This is a genomic window from Carboxylicivirga sediminis, from assembly GCF_018156225.1.
Classification (GTDB): Bacteria; Bacteroidota; Bacteroidia; order Bacteroidales; family Marinilabiliaceae; genus Carboxylicivirga; species Carboxylicivirga sediminis.
The window spans coordinates 1-20126 of record NZ_JAGTAR010000024.1 but is presented as its reverse complement, the minus strand read 5'-3'; the positions used below and the strand labels follow the sequence as shown (position 1 = coordinate 20126).

At 40.3% G+C, this 20126-nt stretch carries 8 protein-coding genes and 3 tRNA genes; 3 read left to right on the top strand and 8 right to left on the bottom strand.

The genetic code is table 11. From position 1 onward, the window contains the following. Positions 1 to 479: 479 nt before the first annotated feature. The 6 genes from KDU71_RS15040 to amrB form a co-directional block, all read right to left on the bottom strand. Complete coding sequence (locus KDU71_RS15040; RefSeq protein ID WP_212191915.1) at positions 480 to 8885, bottom strand: T9SS type A sorting domain-containing protein; 8406 nt, start codon at positions 8883 to 8885, stop codon at positions 480 to 482. A gap of 421 nt (positions 8886 to 9306) precedes the next feature. Continuing rightward, complete coding sequence (locus KDU71_RS15035; RefSeq protein WP_212191914.1) at positions 9307 to 11520, bottom strand: T9SS type A sorting domain-containing protein; 2214 nt, start codon at positions 11518 to 11520, stop codon at positions 9307 to 9309. A 255-nt stretch (positions 11521 to 11775) separates the two neighbouring features. Then, entirely contained in the window at positions 11776 to 12870 is a 1095-nt protein-coding gene (locus tag KDU71_RS15030; protein ID WP_212191913.1) for an FAS1-like dehydratase domain-containing protein, read from the bottom strand. Positions 12871 to 13149: 279 nt separating this feature from the next. After that, a complete protein-coding gene (amrS, locus tag KDU71_RS15025; protein ID WP_212191912.1) occupies positions 13150 to 14154 on the bottom strand; it encodes an AmmeMemoRadiSam system radical SAM enzyme in 1005 nt (334 codons plus the stop codon). A gap of 2 nt (positions 14155 to 14156) precedes the next feature. Further along, a complete protein-coding gene (locus KDU71_RS15020) occupies positions 14157 to 15071 on the bottom strand; it encodes a metallophosphoesterase (protein WP_212191911.1) in 915 nt (304 codons plus the stop codon). Beyond that, entirely contained in the window at positions 15064 to 16452 is a 1389-nt protein-coding gene (amrB, locus tag KDU71_RS15015) for an AmmeMemoRadiSam system protein B (RefSeq protein WP_212191910.1), read from the bottom strand. Before amrB ends, KDU71_RS15020 begins: the two co-directional genes overlap by 8 nt. A 183-nt stretch (positions 16453 to 16635) precedes the next feature. On the opposite strand from amrB, the gene KDU71_RS15010 reads away from it, so the two are divergent. The 3 genes from KDU71_RS15010 to KDU71_RS15000 all read left to right on the top strand — a co-directional run bounded on the left by KDU71_RS15010 (position 16636) and on the right by KDU71_RS15000 (position 16984). Next, positions 16636 to 16711 (top strand) — tRNA-Lys (locus tag KDU71_RS15010). Positions 16712 to 16773: 62 nt separating this feature from the next. Then, positions 16774 to 16849, top strand: a tRNA-Lys gene (locus KDU71_RS15005). Positions 16850 to 16908: 59 nt separating this feature from the next. Beyond that, positions 16909 to 16984: transfer RNA gene (locus KDU71_RS15000), tRNA-Lys, on the top strand. A 55-nt stretch (positions 16985 to 17039) separates the two neighbouring features. Here the strand turns inward: KDU71_RS15000 and fucP are convergent. Continuing rightward, positions 17040 to 18359 (bottom strand): L-fucose:H+ symporter permease, encoded by a 1320-nt coding sequence (fucP, locus tag KDU71_RS14995; protein ID WP_212191909.1) that lies wholly within the window; start codon positions 18357 to 18359, stop codon positions 17040 to 17042. A 31-nt stretch (positions 18360 to 18390) separates the two neighbouring features. Further along, positions 18391 to 18825, bottom strand: coding sequence for an L-fucose mutarotase (gene fucU / locus KDU71_RS14990; protein ID WP_212191908.1), 435 nt, complete (start codon positions 18823 to 18825; stop codon positions 18391 to 18393). Positions 18826 to 20126 lie beyond the last annotated feature (1301 nt).

Below are 20126 nucleotides of genomic sequence, written 5' to 3'. Positions count from 1 at the left end.
ATTAGGTTATTTAATTAAGTCGAACAACCGTTCTCCTTTGGTAATCTTATGCGATTTTTCTTATAAAAAAGTGACTCTAATGCTTAAAAATCACGTGTTAAAAACCACAAAATTATAAGATTTCCGTATTGTTATACTGATATAACACCAGCGGGTTATTAACCTCGTAAAATACACATAAACATGATCGCCTCTATATCAGAACCTTAAGTAAATCAACATGCCATTTATGAGTTTGAAAACTTTGATAAACAGCCAAATTCGCCGGATGAATAATAAATGACAGTGCTCAAATATGGTCTAACAATTCAATAGTCAGCTATTTTACTGACACTTCTGGGGGCCATCGAAGCCATGCCAGAGAGCTACCTTACTATACCCAAAGAGAAACGATGCTACTGTGAAGCCAAACAAAAAAAATGCCGAGGTTTATACCCCGGCATTTCCTATTTATGTATTATAACGTTATGGTGCGACACTTAGTCTACAAAGAGCTTTTGCTCGTAGGCCTTATCCTGACCAATAACCTTTAGCAGGTATACACCAGGCTTGATAGACATCTGCTTATTGAAACGCTCGTTTCTAAACTCTTCAGAAACAACTAATCGCCCGCTAATCGTATATAGCATAACTTGCTTAAGTTCTTCTTTCCATTCACATTCAACAACTAATGTTGTTCCATTCTGAATGTAAGCTTTAACACCTTCCTTGGCTTCTCCTGTCCCCTCGCCAATATCCGTTGGCAATTCTGTTTTTGGCTCTTTAAAGCGCAACACAAAGCGTTCTTCTTTATCAGCCGGATCAGCTTCAAAGGTGTATTCCGAATTAGCAGTCATCTCCACAGTCACCTGTTCCTTTTTATCTTCCAGGAAGAGTTGATAGTCCTCAACCAAAGAATTCAAACCATCAATGTGAATTGTATGATTGGCTTTATACTTAGGTTTAATACCCAATGTTACCTGTTTATCAACCATACTTTGAGGCAACACATTTATTACTACTGGTATTTGGTCAATCACTGAATAGATATAGGACAAGCTATTATCACTAACAAAGCGTTGCTTCGAATCGAGTCGGGATAAACCAATATCACCATTATCGCGCAAAGCAATTACTGCTTCATCCGTTAACTCACCATTACTTAATTTAACTCTTAATACATCAAGCTCCTTAACTGTTGATTTTAAAGATACTTTGTTAACATCATGAATGCGATTACTGGCACGCATAGTCACCTGCCCTGTTTGTAAGGGTTCTGTTTGTACATAAAAGGCCTGACTCGGAGCAATAACTCCCGTAAATGTTTCCGGAGAACTTAATCCTGTCAAGGTATTATATGTCTCAAATGTTTTATCACTATTGCGTGTTGAAACCGTTACATAAACTGTACCTGTTGTGTTAGCAAAATCAGCTGTTACTCCCGTTTCCTTAGGCAATTGATAGTAAGAAGGATATGGATTACCTATGATCTGCCAATCTGTTAATAATGATGTTGAGTAACTTGAGGCAGCATTAATGGTTCCTGTGTGCATCACTTCAGCTCCAGCCTCCTTAACCTTAAACATATACCCTTTAATTTCGTCTTGGGCAGTGAAATTGTAAGCTGTTTTAGAGATACGGTTTATTCCACCATCCAGATACTCATACATTACATAGTCATTTGGCGCAATAATAGCATCATAACTGGCCATTACCGGATTGGCTATTGGATGCGCGATAAACCACCAACGCAGATTATCGTAGGTCCATTTAAATGATACATCGCCTGTAACATTTCCATGCGTAATTAAAGAAGCTGGCTGGGTATTTGTATTTTCAACAAATAACTGATCATTGGTTATCAATGTTCCATTAACAGTCATCTGAGCACCAGGCTGTATGGTTAAACCACCAGTATGATTAATCGTTAAATCATTCACCTGAGCCACTTCACTGGTATTCTTTACAAATGGTGCTGTACCTGTATTGGTAATGGTTACATTAGAACTAGCCACAGGCACCTGGCTATCACTCCAGTTTAATGGATCAAACCAATCCCCTGATAATCCGCCTTCCCAATCGAATGCAGGTATTATAATTGAACCAAATGTAAGATAATGTTCCGATGAACTGAACAACAGATCAGTACTGAGGTTAACCGTTCCACTTGCAGTGGTTCCTGATTTAGTACCAATGTTAACTTCCTCCCAGGCTGTTGCATTCCACTTAACAACTCTAAAATCATTATCAGGTGTTACACCACTTCCACTATCCCATCTTAATAACAAGTTTGCTTGAGCAGAGGTATTAGGAGCTGTAATATGCCAAAATTCGTTATGGCTCACATACTCCACAGGTGCAACAAAGCTCTCCGGTGACCGTGAAACACTCGAAGGATTTGTATTATAATACCTAACACTCCACTCTCCACCTGAAGTACCATCAACTGTTACTTCAATATTTCCATACCTTGAGGCATTTCCAACCGGGAAATCAAAATTACCCCCTGATAGTATCTCCTTCTTTAACAAGCCATCAACGTATGAAGAAGCACTTGCCCCCACTACGGCATTTTCATCTGAATCAGTCAGTTTCAAAGCTGAAGAGGCATCAACCACAATAATTCCATCTGTTAATAACAGCAACTTGTCAACTTCCAGATCATTGGATACCTGGATTCCAACCGGATTATTAACTTCCAGGCTGTATAGAGCTCCCCCTCCAGCAGAAGTAAAACTTAATGCCCCATTTACATATTGATTAACTATTCCATTAAATCCGAGTGTTGAAGTGCCGATTCCTGCATCAAACGTTCCTGCGGCAAAGCTCAAATCACCTTTTAAATATAAATTACTATTATGGGTATTAATTACATCAGGGCCGTCAATTGTCCAGTCGCCATAAAGCTGCACGTTAACGTTAGGCAACCGTCTTTCTCCCGAACCACTTAACACCAGATTATTTAATAATGGCAACTCACTTAAGATATCATAATCACCTGTTCCGCTATATTCTAAAGTACCTCCAGTTTCAGAGAAGAACTCATCGTATGCACCAGCAGGCAAATCCCCTCTTTCAACCCTCACTTTACCAACGCCATATACATCCCCAAGACGGTGACCAAATGAACTTCCAATATTTGCTGTACCAGTAGCATTGATAAATGTCCTGTAGGCTGCCTCAAAGTTATCAGGGAATGACAAGTAGTGATTAATATAAATAAGACTACCGCGAGGGCCTCCCGCTGGTATACCTACACCTGCAGCTCCTGTTGCACCCGTATCTGGATCGTATGTTGCCCATGTTGAAACATCTGAATAGTTGCCATCTACTACGGTAGTATAAGACGGTACTTGATCTGGAATAGACGATGAAACACCGGCGGTATAATCACCATCAATACCAGCATCATCAGTATTAGAAAAGTAGAACAGAGAGATATCATCAGCATTTGCTTTTCCCTGAAACTCATCTGTTGTAAATTTATTCCAATCAGTACTACCTAGTAAGATACGAGCCGTAATGTATTGTGATGTATCACCCAAAGCATCTCCATCATTTGAATACATCCTCGCCAATCCACTAAATCCCTGAATACCTTCTGCATCTAATGTCCAGTTATACTGAAGCACATTAGCCTGATCGGCCAAAGGAATTGAAATATGCGGTTCATCAGCAGCTTTAACACGAATTGCTCCGGTGCTTCCTCCATTCGTTGTGATATCAAATATTACTGGCGTATATTTACCCAGAGAACCAATAGGATATGTAAATGATTCAGCAGCTGAAATAACAGGGAAATATTTTTTGATTCCATTATCGGTAAATGATAAGTTTGTTTGGATCATGTTTGAGCTGGAAAACGGATTAACAGGCTCAATTGATGCACCATTATTGAAAATAAGCAAGTTCCTACCAATATCAAAAACACCATCTACAAGTCGTAATTGATTCGTAAATGTTAAAGCGCCGGACTGGGTAGGTAATGCTACACCATTAGCATTATTGATGGTTAATCGATAATATTGTCCTGTCCCACCTAATTCTTGTATATCAGAACCAGCCATAATTATACCTTGTCCTCCCGTACCTGTTGTGGTCACCTCATTAAACAAATCTCCATACAAGGTCAGGTCATTGTCTCCGGTATTAAGGGTACCACTTAGTAATTCCATATTACCTGTTACCAAAACAGGTGATGAAGCATCTAATGTAAGTGCTCCGGTTCCTGTCTGCCTGATAAGATTTGCAAAGGTTAAGTCACCAGTTATTGTTTGGTCCACACCTTCGAAATAGGTTGTATTATTATTGGGATTATAGGTCGCAGCAGCATCTTTAAACAAATTACCTTTTAAAATTACATCTAAGCCATTAGCATCAAATTCACCAGAATTAATTGCCAGATTACCATTGATAGTAGCTGGCACCACATTTAGAACTGCGCTAGGGGCATTGGTTCCTTCAATGGTTAAGTCTCCCAGTTCGCTACCTGCATAAATAGCCATAATTTGCCCTGCCGGTGTTGTATTATCACCAATTATAAAGCCTGCTCCAGAACCAATGTTTACCGACTCCGGGTCAAATAAGAGTGCCTTATTAGTGGCACCATGGCCCCTAATGATTGTGAGTTTAGAATTAGCAGCCTGTGTAAATGAACTTCCAGCTCCTGTAATTTCGAATAATCCACGCGAAGTTGCTCCGGCTGCATTCACACCCACCTTAACAGCACTCGCCGCACCTGCCTGATTAAATGTAAGCACACCTACATCTGTATTTAATGAACGGCGTAGTTGCGAACCTACACTTAACTGTGCCGTTCCATTAAGGGTAATACTGGCATCACCTGAAGATGAATATTCAATATAGTTGTCGGTAAAACCATTAGAACCTTGCGCACAATTTACAATTCCAGAATTATTTATTATCAAAGAACCATCTAACCAGATTCCTGTATTGGATGCGGAACCGCCAACATTAACAGTAGCTCTGTCAACATTTAAAATAGTACCGGATGGAATCCGGAAATCATTACCTCCAGTAGATAAGTTGATATTGATTGCACTACTATTTAAATGACATTCACCTGATGTTAACACCAGATTCTTAATTGGTCCACTAGCATCCGTTGGCAGTGTAAATCCTGCTTGAAAATCCACTTTCTGACCTACAGGCTTATTTATTTCCAGCTTGTAGAATTCACTAGTACCACTTGTTTTGGAGAATGTTGCGGTTTGTGTTCCTTCAAAACTAATGATGGCTCCACCTGACTCCGCCAATTCAATAGTTCCGCTTCCCTGGGAAATATTCCCATTAAGGTTGATTTGATGCTCAACGGTTGTTCCTGTTGCCACATTTAATGTACCTGCACCATTAACCGTTATGTCCCCATCAATGTCCATTGTTCGGGACTGACTAGCTGGTAAACTCAATGTACCAGTATTAATAATTACATCTCCAAACACAGTTACATCTCCATTACCACTGCTACTTATATTGAATGTGGCATCATCTACAAAAAGGTTACCGTTGATAACCAAATCTATATTACCTGCAGTTTTATCTCCACTATTAGTTATATGTAAATTTGGATAACTACTAATCTCTGAAATTGGAATTGGAATAAAGCCTAACCAATATGAATAAGTTGAGGTTGGTAACGTATAGTTACCAGTACCAGAATATTCAAAAATAGCCTCATCATTAGACATAAACTCTGTAAAATCAACCGTTGGCATTTTTGTTTCATCATGAATTAAGAAACGTCCTTTTCCTCTAATAAAAGATAAATCATTGCCTCCATCAGGATTACCAAAAAAATCAAGAGTTAAAGGGCCTTCTGCACTATTCGTAATTTCTAAAGTAGGAGGTTCAATATTATCATCTCCAATACCAATATTCGTTTCCGTCTTTCCTTTAATATAAACCTGAGAAGCATCTGAACCGTCATTAATATAGACTTTATGATTTTCTGCACCCAAGCCACCAATTACGTACATATAATAGGATCGAGGAGTAGCATCAGCTCCACTATGCGTTGGACTTAATGTCCAAGTTGATGAACTATTAAACGGTCCAGAAACTTTACTATATAATGTTTCTACATTGTTAAACCCATTTTGTCTCCCCCAAGAGTATTCTTTCTCTAATGGAGTTCCGAAATTGAACTGTATATCACGATTACCATTCGATAGGGTTGCATTGCCACCAAGCCAGGTATTATCTGTCTGAAATACCATCCCTCTTCTACTTCCGGTAGTTGAAAGCGTTTTGTTTTGAGAAAAAACATAACGCAAATCAGCAGCACTAACACTTTCTAATCCTGCTTTTTCGACTCTCCAATAAAATGCTTCCACAAGAGATGGATCATCAACTGTCGGATGATTTCCTTTATTATATCTTATCGTCAAACTTCCATTATCAACAGGATTGTTTGCCGCATCAATATATACCTCTGTTAAATATGGGGCGTCACTATCCGAAGGATCTAAAAAACCAATTGGAAAAAACTGCACTTCAGTTCCACTACCATACCCCCCTGATAGAAGAATTGGTAAAGTCAATCCGCCGTTTGATGCTCTTCCATCTGTTGCAAACATTCGTGATGTTCCCCAACTTCCTCCAGAACTGTAATAGCTGGATGAAATATTAAGATTATATGCACCCAGGTCAAACACATTATTTACCAGAAACTCAACAGTAGTTGCATCCACATCACTCAACAACTTAATTTGAGGTGTTGTACCATAGGTGTTATTCAGTTTTAGGTTACCAAAACTAATAGTTTGACCCACTTTTCCTTTAAGTGTTTGTTGCGACGCTGTACTATTTAGGATCAAAGCATTAGAACCAACAATTGAACCATATGAGATATCAATACTACCACCTAAATTACGATCACTAGTTCCTACATCCAGTGTTCCTTTGTTGATGGTTAAATCTTTTGTTATAGATATGGTTCCTGTTCCCAAAGTAACTGCAGTAGCCTCACTATTTTTATTCAATTCTAGATGGTCAAAGGTTACTGTTCCACCATTAACAGTTGACGGATTCTGGCCTATAAACCTTGTAACATGATTACTACCCGTACTATATGATCCATTATTCGTTAAGTCTCCTCCTATCTCAAGCAGATTATTAGCCGTACTTAAAGTAGAATTGGCGCTTCCAATGGTTAGATTATTCTTAACGGTTATAGACGTGTTAAGATTTATACTTTGCGTGTTTGCACTATTTATCTCCAAATTGTACAATGGAGCTGTACTTGATACATTAAAAGTCGACCCTGCCGATGCAGAACGATTAATAATGATAGTTCCACCTGTCACCCCATAGTTGCCTTCTCCCGACTCAATGCCTATTGCTAGCTGCGATGGGGTAGCTGCATCAAACAATTCAATGGTACCACCACTCATCATAAACACATTTTCGCTTCCTTTAATGTGAAAAGTAGGCGAACCACTACCAGATAAATCACTATTAATATCACCGTAGAGCTGCACTAATCCACCAGACTGGTTATAACTCCATTTACCGGTTTGGCCTCCAGCACTTCTAAATCCTGGAGTAATAACTGTTCCTCCCTGGATTATTACACTAGCATTACCAGAGTCCCATGCCACAAAACCATGAGTTTTTGTCTCAAAAAGACCCGCAGAAATCATAAACTTACCCAAAACCGAAAAAGACTTTGAACCCGATGCAGCACCATCAACTCCGGTTCCTGTAACGCCTCCAACTGCTGTCTCTGCATCGGAGCGGGCTGTACTATAAACTTTAACACCAGCACCATTTATGTGCAAGCCAGAAGTGGCTCCTATAAAAAAGTCTGAACCACCTTCTGTTAGTGTTGGAATGAAAACTGAACCAGTAAGTACAAGCGTACCATTTTTAAGATATAATGCTTTGGTATCCACGCCATTTTGATTATTACAACCGTATAACCTAAAATTACCTTCTGAAGATGCTGAAAGATTTAATTTGTATGACTGGTCAAATCCCTTATCCAGAATTAAGCGATATAAATTAGTAACTCCATTACAAGTAAAGTTGGCATCCGAAGAACCTGCCATTGTTAAGACTGCTGCAGCAACTCCATTACCTGTTAATCGCGTATTATAATCCGGTTGATTCTGGGTAGTCAAATTAATTATACCAGCGTTAACAATATTACCATAACAGATAATTTGGTGATAGTCTGATTCTGTGTCACCAAATGAATCACCAGTCCTGACAGTTAATTCACCATCAGCCTGTATGGTCACATCACCTTTTATTGTCACAGTGTACCGAACACTTGATGCTTCTCCTAAACGTACCTGACCACTCTTAATTAGCAGGTCACCGTTTAAAAGATAATTATCACTCAGAGTAACTTCATTACCACTATTTAGATTTATCTCCAGATTATAGAACGTGGAAGCAGTTTGAATATTGAAGTTTGAATCACCATAATATACGGCCGTACCCTCATCTCCACCTTCTGCAACGAAATAGGAATCATCGGTCACAGTCGGATAATTATCTGCAGCCATTAACAAACGACCGTTACCTTTGAGTTGCGCAAAAGAATGGCCACCCGATTCTCGTAAATCCAGCTGACCAGAAACTTTCACACTTCCGAGTGTCATTGTTACATTTCTAGCTACACCACCATTGCTAGCAGCATCATAAGGTATAATACCATCTGGTACAACAACAGTTTTACCTGTTAAGATAACTACATTATCTCCCGCTGCAGGCACGGCACTGCCAACCGGCACAGCACCTGCAGGGTCCAGGGTCCAGATATCAGGGTTATCCCAGTCACCACTTGCTAACGTATACCATGTTTGTTGTGCATTTACAGAATGCATCAATCCAACCAAAAGGATTAACAAGAAAATCCGAATGCTCGATTTACTAATCATATTTATGGGTTTATCTTATTTTATTTGCCTCAACAATATAGCCTCCACAATTCTCCAATGTCAACTATTTAACTGCAAAAGTACAATTATTCCGTATTCTATTACTGAGTTAACGCAAATAGAATAATAGTCCAACACTCACCTTCTGCATCAATCACCCACTAACTTCTATTATACAGACACTTATGGTAATACTCATTTTTTTCATCGTCTATATAATTTTGATGAATTATTTGCCCTACTGAATTACTATTCAAGCATTTCAGGACTGTAATTACAATACTCTACATAAATTAGCTCTTAAACTAACTTAAGAGACATCCAATGCTCACTCAAACCTACTATCAACTTATAAAGTAAAGGCATTAAAAAAGCCTCCGAATTGTTTCGGAGGCTCAATGCATCATAATTATTAACTAATTTACTTAATCATTACTTTTTGCTCAAATGTACGATCTCGACCTATCAGCTTTACAACATACATACCCGTACTCAAAATTAATGGCTTAACAGTTTTACGGGCCACAGAATACTCTTGAAATACTAACTCACCGCTTATGCCATAAATCATTACTATAACTTGAGGCTCATCCCAATCATGTTCTATCACCAGTTCGTTATTATTTTGAAGATACACCTTAGCATCATAAGCTTTTCCATCAGCTATATCAATATCAGTTGCAACCGCTGGCATATTTAAATGCAACACAAAGCGTTCATCAAAACTTCCTTCATCTGTTGAAAACTCATATACCGTCTGCCCATCCAAATTGGTGAATACTTTCTTATCCTTATCTTCTAATATCACTTCTACTTCTTCAGTCAGAGTTTCTAATCCTTCAAGATAAATTTTATGCACCCCTTGTTTTGAATTAATACCAATTGCTTGCTGCCAATCTTCTTCTATACTTGGTAAAACATTTATAACAGCTTTATTGCCTTCAACAACCGAATAAACATATGACAAGCTATTGGTAGTAAAACGCTGTTCTGAATCTAAACGACTAAATCCATGATTGCCATTTGAACGAAAAGCCAACACTGCTTCATCTACACCACCACTTTCATTTTCGATTTTAATCCGCAACACATCAGTCTCTTTAGGTATAGTGGCAGATTTCAGTTGCGTACCAACAGCATGAACACGATTAGCTGAACGCATTTTAATATTCCCAGCAGTACTGGTTTTCACATAAAATGCCTGGCCTGGCGCAATAATACCATTTGTCAAAGAATTGACTGGAGATGTGATGCCTGTCAAGGTATTGTAGGTACTATAAGTCTTATCGCTATTAGAGGTTGATTCTGTAACATACACAGTCCCTGTTGTATGGTAAAAATCTGCATTAGCATCAGCCGCATCCTCTAATGGCAATTGATAATAGCTTGGATATGGATTAGCTATAATCTGCCATTCAGTTTGTAAAGCTTTGGTATATTCTGCATCATTATTTACCTGACCTGTCATTTCCAGGAGTGTGTTATCATCTTTCACCTTAAACAGGTACCCTTTTATCGAACTCTCTCCTGAAAAATCCTTATTGGTTTTTGATATTTTGGCTAGCACATCAGGATCCTGATAATCATATAGCACATAGTCGTTTGTACCACCATTGGTCAACAAGATATTATCGTAACTGGTGGACATTAATGCATTGGAAATAGGGTGACCAATAAACCACCAATTCCCACTGTTGTATGTCCATCTAAAAGTGATATCTGCCAGTGTTATACCATCTCCCTGAAACACATCCCCATAAACGATGAATGAAGTTGGAGCGCTATTCGAATTTTCAACAATTAAATTAGCTCCTGCACCAATAGTAATATCGCCTAAAACAGTAACTTTACTACCTTCAGGAATGATTAATTCAGTTCCCGCTTCTAACTCCAAATTCCACATGAAATACTGGGAACCAGCACAAAATTGCGGATAAAAAGTATTCCCCGATTCTATAAGCACATTATCTCCCGTGGTTGGTGTATCTGTATTGGTCCAGTTACCATCTAAATCCCACTGTGTACTACCACCATTCCATGTTGCAGTTGTAAATAATGTTTCATCTACATTATCAATAAAAGTGTCTTCTATATCCGGAGGTAATACTCCCGCTTCGATTAAATCACCAAGATCACCAGAACCATTACCAGAACCTGTGAAATCATCAGGATCACTTAAAAAAAGCTGACCTGCATTATCTTCGGTAGCACCACCATTCTTGCCTGTATAGTCATATGAGCCTCCAACCGCTAAAACACCTGTTGTTTCAATATTAAGTTCCAGGGAGTTTTTACCCCTGACATCTAAACTACCACTAACAACAAGAGTGCCATACACTTGAAAATCAACATTATTCTGATTAACATCACCAATAACCAAATCTCCTTTGACAACCATTATAGTATTAACCTCAACGGTTAACTCCATACATGTAAAATCACCTCCAACGATATATATAACAGTATCATTAGGATTGCCATTATCAACAACTGTAACCAGCTCATTATAAACTAAAGGCCCCGAAACAGTCTGACTCGTTGTAATATCCAAGGCCGTTACCTCACAAAGAACAGTTTGCATCAGCCAAATTACTCCAAGGAATACCATTTTTTTAACGAAGTAGTTATTTCTCATATCTCATTTTTTTCTTTTCTCGACTTTAAATCACTCGTTTTACGTCAATTACGCAAAAGGTTTCAATCTTCGTAATGTTTATACGCAATATTTCTTCGCGGTTAACGAAACTATTGTGAATAACGCCTATTTGTTGATGATTGTTTAGTTACCGGTGACGAGTAACCTTTATGCACTATGAGTGTTTAACTTATTTGCATAAAAAATGCCCCAATAATCATTGAGGCATTTATTGTATAATAGTCGAGAACCAGCTTACTCTACTTTGCGCAGTGCTTTCCAATCGGCTACGCAACATATTTTCCCCTTCAGGGCCGGACATTTTTCTTCTAACACCTTTTCCACATCCGCCGGACGCTCCAAGCCATTGAACAGTTCCAATGGAAAATCAGCCTCTGACAATTCCAGTTCTGTATCTACATTGCGCAATCCAAAAGTCCGCACATCAATCTCCTCAAAACCAGGCATAATCTGCTCACAACCTTTAACATAGCTAAAAGCGCCAACACGATCTTCTGCTACTACCGGCACCACATGAAAAGCCCGTTCAACCTGAGGCAATAGTAATTGACGAAACTCGCGCCCCGATATGCCCAATACCATTGATAGTACAATACCACCGGAAATAATTATTTCCCCTGGTTTATAGCGCTGATAATTAAAATGGATAGGGTGTGTATTTTTAAAGTAAGTCGCCCAAAACAGGTTCTCACTTTTTCCTACCGGTCTAACAAAGGGGTGTAGCAGCAAATCGCCCTCATGAAAATCATCAATCTTATTCTCAATGGCTATACCTCTTACCCGGGCCAATATCTTTTCCTTGAAATGGTGGTTCTTATGTGGCTCAACCAAGTCAGAGTTTTCACTTGACAACACATTAATCTTGGGGAATAATGTCACACGCTCAAGAGAAAACACAGGCTCTCCCTTTTGATTGGATAATATATGTTCCGAAACAACTGTAGAGTGGTTTCCGTTGGAAGTTTCTTTGATTTCTTTAACGACAATAACACAGGAAAATGTATCACCTGCAAATGCCGGATTTAAATACAATGCATCCCTGACTTCGAGGTGCAACAAGCTTGAATGTGCAAAACTCTCTACTCCCAAACTCAAGGTTAGGTTGAGCAAAAAACCATAAGGTAAAAACATCTCATGAAATCCAAGAATACCAGCAAACTCACGACTATTCTCGGGATACGATGACGTTGGCATTAGTCCACTCCATAAGCTGTGAACTGATTCATCAACGGTAATGTTAAAATGACTGACAATTTCCTGACCTATTGATACACGATTTAAATCAAGACCGTAGCTAACTTTTCTATTTGGTTTAATAAATCCTTGCATGGTTAATGTTTGAGAAGGACAAAAATAAAGCTTTTAAGCATACAAATCTCACTCATATCAAGCCCTATGGGCATAAAATGCACTTCAACTTTCAATCACAATTAGATTTAATTTAAATTGCTTTCATATTTAAAGGAGCTTGGCCATTCATTGTAAAAACATTAAGCAATAAAATGAAAAAATATAGGATACCACACGCTAATCACATGACATTCATTTACATTTTATAACAATGGATGCAAAAAAGTTAAATAATTAACGCCGCATGGTAATAGATGGTTAATGCCAAATACCCGGGATAACAGCATGGCAGTTGGGACAGTTACCTTCATCACTCAGTAACATTTTGGTATCGTAATAGCTACGCCTCATCACTTCCTCTTTACAATTGGGACAATATGTATTCTGATATCTATTCTGGCCAATATTACCAACATACACATATTGCATTCCTTTTTCCTGAGCCAATTCAGCTATTTTGAACAACAGCTCCTTTGGCGTTGCATTCAAATGTTCTAATTTATAAGCAGATACAAACCTATTAAAGTGTATGGGCACAGTCTGAAAGTCATTGTCAACCAGCCAATCAATCATCTGGCTAATCATCTGCCAATCATCTGTCATTTGCGGAATAACCAGATTGGTAATTTCTAACCATATACCCGCCTTTTTCATGGCTTGCAATGTGTTCAAAACCGGCTTAAGACGAATGCCAGACAGTCGCTGATAAAGCTCATCATCAAAACACTTCAGGTCGATATTGGCTCCGTCTATGTATTTCAGTAACTCATCGAGAGGCCTGGGATTGATATAACCGGCCGACACCATAATATTCAATAATCCTTCTCTCTTGGCAATCTTTGAGGTTTCCAGCATATATTCGTAATATACGGTAGGATCGGTATAGGTATAGGAAATGGACTTACACCCATATGATTGAGCAGATTCAACCACCTGCTCAGGTAACAGCTGCTTAGCTGGTACATCATCTGGTGATACCTGGGAGATACTGCTGTTCTGGCAGTTTAAGCACGCCAGGTTACATCCGGCTGTAGCAATGGAGAATGTTTTTGTACCCGGTAAAAAATGGTACAATGGTTTCTTCTCCACCGGATCGACATGAATGGCACAGGGGTTGGCATAAGCCAAGGTATACAATCGCTGTTGCTGACAAACGCGGACTCTGCACTTTCCAACTTCACCTTCTTTTAACTGACACATATGCGGACACAATTCACAAATGACTGTGCCAGCACTCTGCCGGTAATACATGGCTTCATACATTGCTACATTGTTGTCAGAGGTTCGTTAACTCCTGCCGATTCCAAAACCCTGGATGCGGCGCGACGATACCCTTGAATAATTATTTGTTGGTCGGGCGTCAGCCTTACAATGGAATAGCTATTATTAGTTATTCCCGAAAAATCCACTAAGGCCTTTTGAGTGATGTAATGAATACCATTAAGCAGGTTATAACCACCCTCATGACGATGCCCCTGAAAAACAGCCAGCACCTTATTACTGGCTTCCAGCACCTGTCGCACCTGCTGTGCATTATTCACATACAACTTCCCTTCTCCATCGAGCGGTTGATGAACAAAGACACAAACTGGCTGTGAGCTATTACTTAATTCCTGTTCCAGCCAATTGATTTGTTGCTGAGGAATGGCTGTATCATACCAATCAAAATTATTAGTATCATAAGGCACTCCGTCTCCTCTGAAGCAGGCATCCAAAACGATAAAACGCCAATCATTATGCACAAATGTATAGTAGGTTTTATCTGGCGAAATACCTGCATTCGTCACAGCGCTCTGAAACTCCTGCTTAGAAATTGAATCGACATCATGATTGCCAAGCACATGATAGCGCGGCCCTTTATAATAGGCGAACACCTCTTCAATGGCACGAAGATACGCCATCGTTCTCTGCTTATCGGGTGTGGGATCTTCATCTTTAAAGTCTCCTGTTTCAATGGCAAAATCCAGCTTCTTTTCGTTATACAATAAAATAGCCTCAAAGAGTTTCTCCCGGCTTTCTGTAAAGTACCGGTCCCACTTCATGACGGCTTGGGCATAATGCACATCTGTTACCCAACCAAAAGCGACATGCCCGGGCTGGCAGCCATACAGGAGTGGCGATAAAGCCATTCCACCAATCACCCATGAGCTTGTTTGTATAAATTGTCGTCTGCTAATCATCTTTATCGGATATAATTATTGCTTCATAAGTATAAACCTCTGCCTCACACCACCCATCCCAGCCAATATGGGCTTTATCGCGGGCACACCTACTCAGGTACTCTTCAACGGTCCAGTTATTACGCGCTCCTACTTGTGGTAAGAAAGTACCATGAGCCCCACCTTTCTTTATATAAATCCCATGCCGTCCCATTTCAATCTCCTGAATATCGCCAATCAGCCTCATCGGTGTTAAAACTGATATTTCAATTGTAAGATCTGTTAGCTCATCGAGTGTTAATGCTTCAAAACGCGAATCGAAAAAAGCCGCATTTACTGCCTGTTCCCTGATTAATTCTTCCAATGGCGCATGACTGAATCGACCGATACATCCCCGCAATTCGTCATTGACATACACCGAAACAAAGACACCGGCTGACTGGGTATCTACAGGTTGAACTTTATCAGTAACATCTCCCGGCAAACCAAAATGATTGAGAATTGCATCCCGGGCAACACCCAGTAAATATGTCGATTCATGGCGGCTTATTTTTTCTTTCTCCTTTTCATCACACACGGCAATGGCATGATAGCCCACCACCCTGCTTGAATCTTTATAAAGTTTCATACCTGAATGTTCGTAGGCGAGCTGATGGTATTTGACTGACAAGCCTTCTGTTATGGCTAATAAAGTAAGTACCGCACTCCATCCACAAAGCCCGGTTAATAAATTATCTGCCCCGGTTTTTCTTTGCTGCTCCAGATAATTAAGCAGATGGTGGTAGCTATTAGTACATATGGCATCTGCCGTATTTTTATCTTCTTTTTCAGCAATAACCGAAGGTGGGTAATGCGCAAAATCTGTACTGATAATGAATAGGTTTGAAGGTACCCAATAGGGTTTTAGCAGTCGGGCCAGTTTCTGCAACTCCCTTTCATCGTTACCGATAATGAGGGGCACAATTCCTTTAAAACCATCAAAAGCCTGTTGAATAAACGGCAATTGCACTTCCAGGGTATGTTCCCCCTGATGCACCTCATCATCGCAAAAAATAATTGAGCTAGCATTAGTTAAATCATTGATAATATTTTGATTGACTATCACATCAACCATGGGCGTTTCAAAAGCAGAGCAACTGGTTGTGGCTGCTCCTTTAAAGCTGGCTTTGTGGCTGGCCCCTATCAGAAAAATGGTATCGTAGCTTTTACCACAAAGCTGTTTGTATCCAAAAGCTGCCACACTTCCGGAATATACGTATCCCGCATGCGGAACAATCAAAGCCCGTATATGTCCTAATTCTTCAAGCTTGGGAGCTTCATTCAGAAAAAGTTCCACCTGCTTTTTAAGCTGTTCCGGATTCTCTGGATAAAAACTCCCTGCAACTGCTGCTTTTCTTTTCATTCTTACAAAAAAACTCATATAAAGTTAAGCATCTTTTACACCATCTGAAAATCAATAAAAAGAGCCTGAGTTGCGTTCCATTTAGCCCTTTATCTGGAATATTTTTTAAACTTTTTTACACCCAAAATTTGCAATAAAAAGAAAAGCACCTATCTTTGCACCGCAATTGAGAAAAACAAGGATGACTCAGTAGCTCAGCTGGTAGAGCAACGCCCTTTTAAGGCGTGGGTCCAGGGTTCGAATCCCTGCTGAGTCACCACCTTTAGACCTCTAAAAACAAGAGGTCTTTTTTATGAAAGCCGATACATTCGGTATAAGGATGACTCAGTAGCTCAGCTGGTAGAGCAACGCCCTTTTAAGGCGTGGGTCCAGGGTTCGAATCCCTGCTGAGTCACCACTTTTAGACCTTTAAACGAAAGGTCTCTTTTTTTGAAACCGATACATCCGGTATAGGATGACTCAGTAGCTCAGCTGGTAGAGCAACGCCCTTTTAAGGCGTGGGTCCAGGGTTCGAATCCCTGCTGAGTCACCACTTCATAAGCTCCATAATACGGAGCTTTTTTTATATCCTGTCTTTTGTAAACTGCTTACTTATAAACATACGCTGCCCGATAGCTATAAATAGCAACAATACAAAGGCATATTAGCGGCAGTATATATGAGAAATTAACCTCAGGCACTCCTATTAGTAATACATCATTAAAGCCCGGCCCACCGATATCCAGAATTAGCCCTTGCAGAGGCGGCAATAAAGCGCCACCCACAATGGCCATTACCAGACCTGCCGAAGCCAGCTTAGCCTCATCGCCCATACCTTTCAGTGCCAGTCCATAGATGGTAGGAAACATGATGGACATGGTGATGGATATGCCCACCAATGAAATAAGACCTGCCAGGCCCTGAATAAAAATAGCACCAAGGGTAAAGCCAATGCCTGCTATGGCAAAGACAAGCATCAATAAAGCTGGTTTGATATACTTCAGTAAAAAGGTGCCGGCTGAACGCCCAACAAAGAAAGCCACCATGGCAGCCATATTGTACCAGGTGGCTGTCAGCTGATTCTCGGGAATCCGGCTTTCGTTCAGGTTATCCACATACTGATAGATAAATGTCCAGCACATAATTTGCGCCCCTACGTAAAACATTTGCGCTATCACGCCCTCATAGTAACGCCGGTTGCTGAACAGCAGCTTGTATGTCTGCCCAATTGTTTGCTTATCCCTATCTGTTTTATCAGGCATTTTAACAATGGCAATTAACACCAGAATAGTTAATACAATAAAACCCAGTATAACATATGGTGTGCTTATAATTGCCAGGTCGTTACTTCTTATTGTCGCCTGTTCTGCCACTGGCAAAGCACTGTAGGCATCTGTACTAAAATCATCGGAGCGCAAAGCCTTAAGCACTAATATTTGTGCACCAAAAATACCCAACAATGACCCTAAAGGATTAAATGTTTGTGCCAGGTTAAGCCGACGTGTAGCTGTGGCAGCTGCTCCCATTGACAACACATAGGGGTTGGAAGTGGTTTCTAGAAAAGCCAGGCCAAACGTGAGGATATATAGCGAGGCCAGAAAGAAGCCAAATACTTCGAATTTGGCAGCCGGTATAAACAAAAAAGCCCCCGTAGCATACAAGGCCAAACCCACCAGAATACCAGATTTGTAGGAATACTTACGAATAAACAGTGAAGCGGGAATGGCCATGGTGGCATAGCCTCCATAGAAAGCCAGTTGCACAAGCGCCGCTTCCATGTTTGACAGCTCAGGCATCACCTTTTTAAAGGCTGATACCATCGGGTTAGTCAGGTCATTGGCAATGCCCCACAGGAAAAACAAGCTCGTTAATAGAATAAATGGGAAAATGTATTTCTTTTCAACAACTTTTGCTGTTAATGAACTCATAAGGGAAGTTTTGGAATGCTAACAATCTAAATTAATAAACGGGGGTGACGCCTTTTTTAAGGAGGATATTTCCATACTTGGCAGTTTCACCTGTCATCACAACAGCAAAAGCATTGCGTGCCCGTTCATAGAAATCAAATCGTTCAATGCGTTCAATAGCTGGTGCGTGTGGGTTGGTTTGATGAATGGCCTCCAGGTAAGCTGTCTCTACTGATGGATCCAAGTCATCCCCTTCAACAGGCGCCATCATGACTATGGGAGCCGACACATAGGCATCCAATTCAAACAATGGCAATATAGCAGCTAACAAATCTGCAATATGCAAGCCATCCGCTCTTATTACATTTGCATTGAGGCTTTCGCCCGGGAAATGTGCATCGGCAAAAACTATTTCATCGCCATGCCCCATTCGGGCCAATACAGCCAGTAATTCGGGACTTATGAGCGGAGATATTCCTTTTAACATGAGATTTTGATTTAGCTATTGGGGAACTAAAGATAAGTTTTTATTTCAAGCAACAAAGTGGCTGATACGATTGTAGTGTTTCACCGCTGAGTAAAAGGAGAACGCGGAGAGGAAAGAACTAAAGTTTAGCACCTCTCCTCAGTCCTCTCCTCAAGGAGAGGAAGCCGTGAACCTTAACTTTTTTGTATCAGTTCCCCCTCATCCGCCTAAGGCGGAAGCTCCCCAAGGGGAGCATGGATGTGCATTATACTGAAAATCAATGCTGCTAAAATCTTCCCCTTGGGGAAGTGGCTGCAAGCCGATGGGGGATTGGTGCGGCACTTACCTGTTTAAACGCTTCAGAGTTGAAATGGTCGAGCTACTGTATCCATACTGTTCTCTGTAGTTGTTTATTTACCACCACATACAATAGCGTGTGCAGTACAACACGAGCATTTTATTTTATCGGCTCATGCCCCAACAAACACTGACCAGACAACAATTGATGCCTTATACGCTCCATTAAGAACCGTCCAAGCATTTGGGGAAGACGTGCAAGCTCTAGTACGAGTCGCCCATGCATTTAGGGAAGATGTGCAAGTTCTAGTAGGAGCCGCCCATGCATTTGGGGAAGACGTGCAAGCTCTGGTACGAGTCACCCAAGCATTGGGGAAGACGTGCAAGCTCTGGTACGAGTCGCCCAAGCATTTGGGGAAGACGTGTAAGCCCTAGTACGAGCTGCCCATGCATTTAGGGAAGACGTGTAAGCCCTAGTACGAGCCGAAGACGGAAACTCCACATGTGGCGCATGGATGTGCGTAATGCTGAAAATCAATGCTGCTAAAATCTTCCCCTTGGGGAAGTGGCTGCAAGCTGATGGGGGATTATTGTGAAATTTTACAGCTAATTTCGATATAGTAATACACACACCCTTAGCTCATACATACTCGGGAGATTTGACCTGCTCTCGGTTCATTTTTTCATATCCTCGTGAATTATTCCTGACTTCCCGGGTAGTTTTTTGATCCCCCCACTCCCTTCGGGTATCTCCCCAGGGGGAGAATTTTCCACAGGGAGAAATGCCCAAGGCGATGGGAACTTGTTGCTACGTAAACATGCTAAATCTTATCCTGTCACATATAAAATCGTTACCCTCACTATCTTTCTCATCACAGATCAAAAAAAAGGTTGACGCCTGCGGTACGTCAACCTTTTCACTTTGTTATAAACCTGAGTTCGATTAAAATTACAAAGCTCAAAATTTCTTAAATAACTGATTTACAATGCGAATTTCAGAAGCGTAGCGAGCTACGGTGATGAAA

What these genes read in the sequence shown, in the direction of transcription:
- amrS (WP_212191912.1), bottom strand. Translation starts at nt 14,154, where the DNA reads ATGTATGAAGCCATGTATTACCGGCAGAGTGCTGGCACAGTCATTTGT.
- KDU71_RS15030 (WP_212191913.1), bottom strand. Translation starts at nt 12,870, where the DNA reads ATGCAAGGATTTATTAAACCAAATAGAAAAGTTAGCTACGGTCTTGAT.
- fucU (WP_212191908.1), bottom strand. Translation starts at nt 18,825, where the DNA reads ATGTTAAAAGGAATATCTCCGCTCATAAGTCCCGAATTACTGGCTGTA.
- fucP (WP_212191909.1), bottom strand. Translation starts at nt 18,359, where the DNA reads ATGAGTTCATTAACAGCAAAAGTTGTTGAAAAGAAATACATTTTCCCA.
- KDU71_RS15035 (WP_212191914.1), bottom strand. Translation starts at nt 11,520, where the DNA reads ATGAGAAATAACTACTTCGTTAAAAAAATGGTATTCCTTGGAGTAATT.
- KDU71_RS15020 (WP_212191911.1), bottom strand. Translation starts at nt 15,071, where the DNA reads ATGATTAGCAGACGACAATTTATACAAACAAGCTCATGGGTGATTGGT.
- amrB (WP_212191910.1), bottom strand. Translation starts at nt 16,452, where the DNA reads ATGAAAAGAAAAGCAGCAGTTGCAGGGAGTTTTTATCCAGAGAATCCG.
- KDU71_RS15040 (WP_212191915.1), bottom strand. Translation starts at nt 8,885, where the DNA reads ATGATTAGTAAATCGAGCATTCGGATTTTCTTGTTAATCCTTTTGGTT.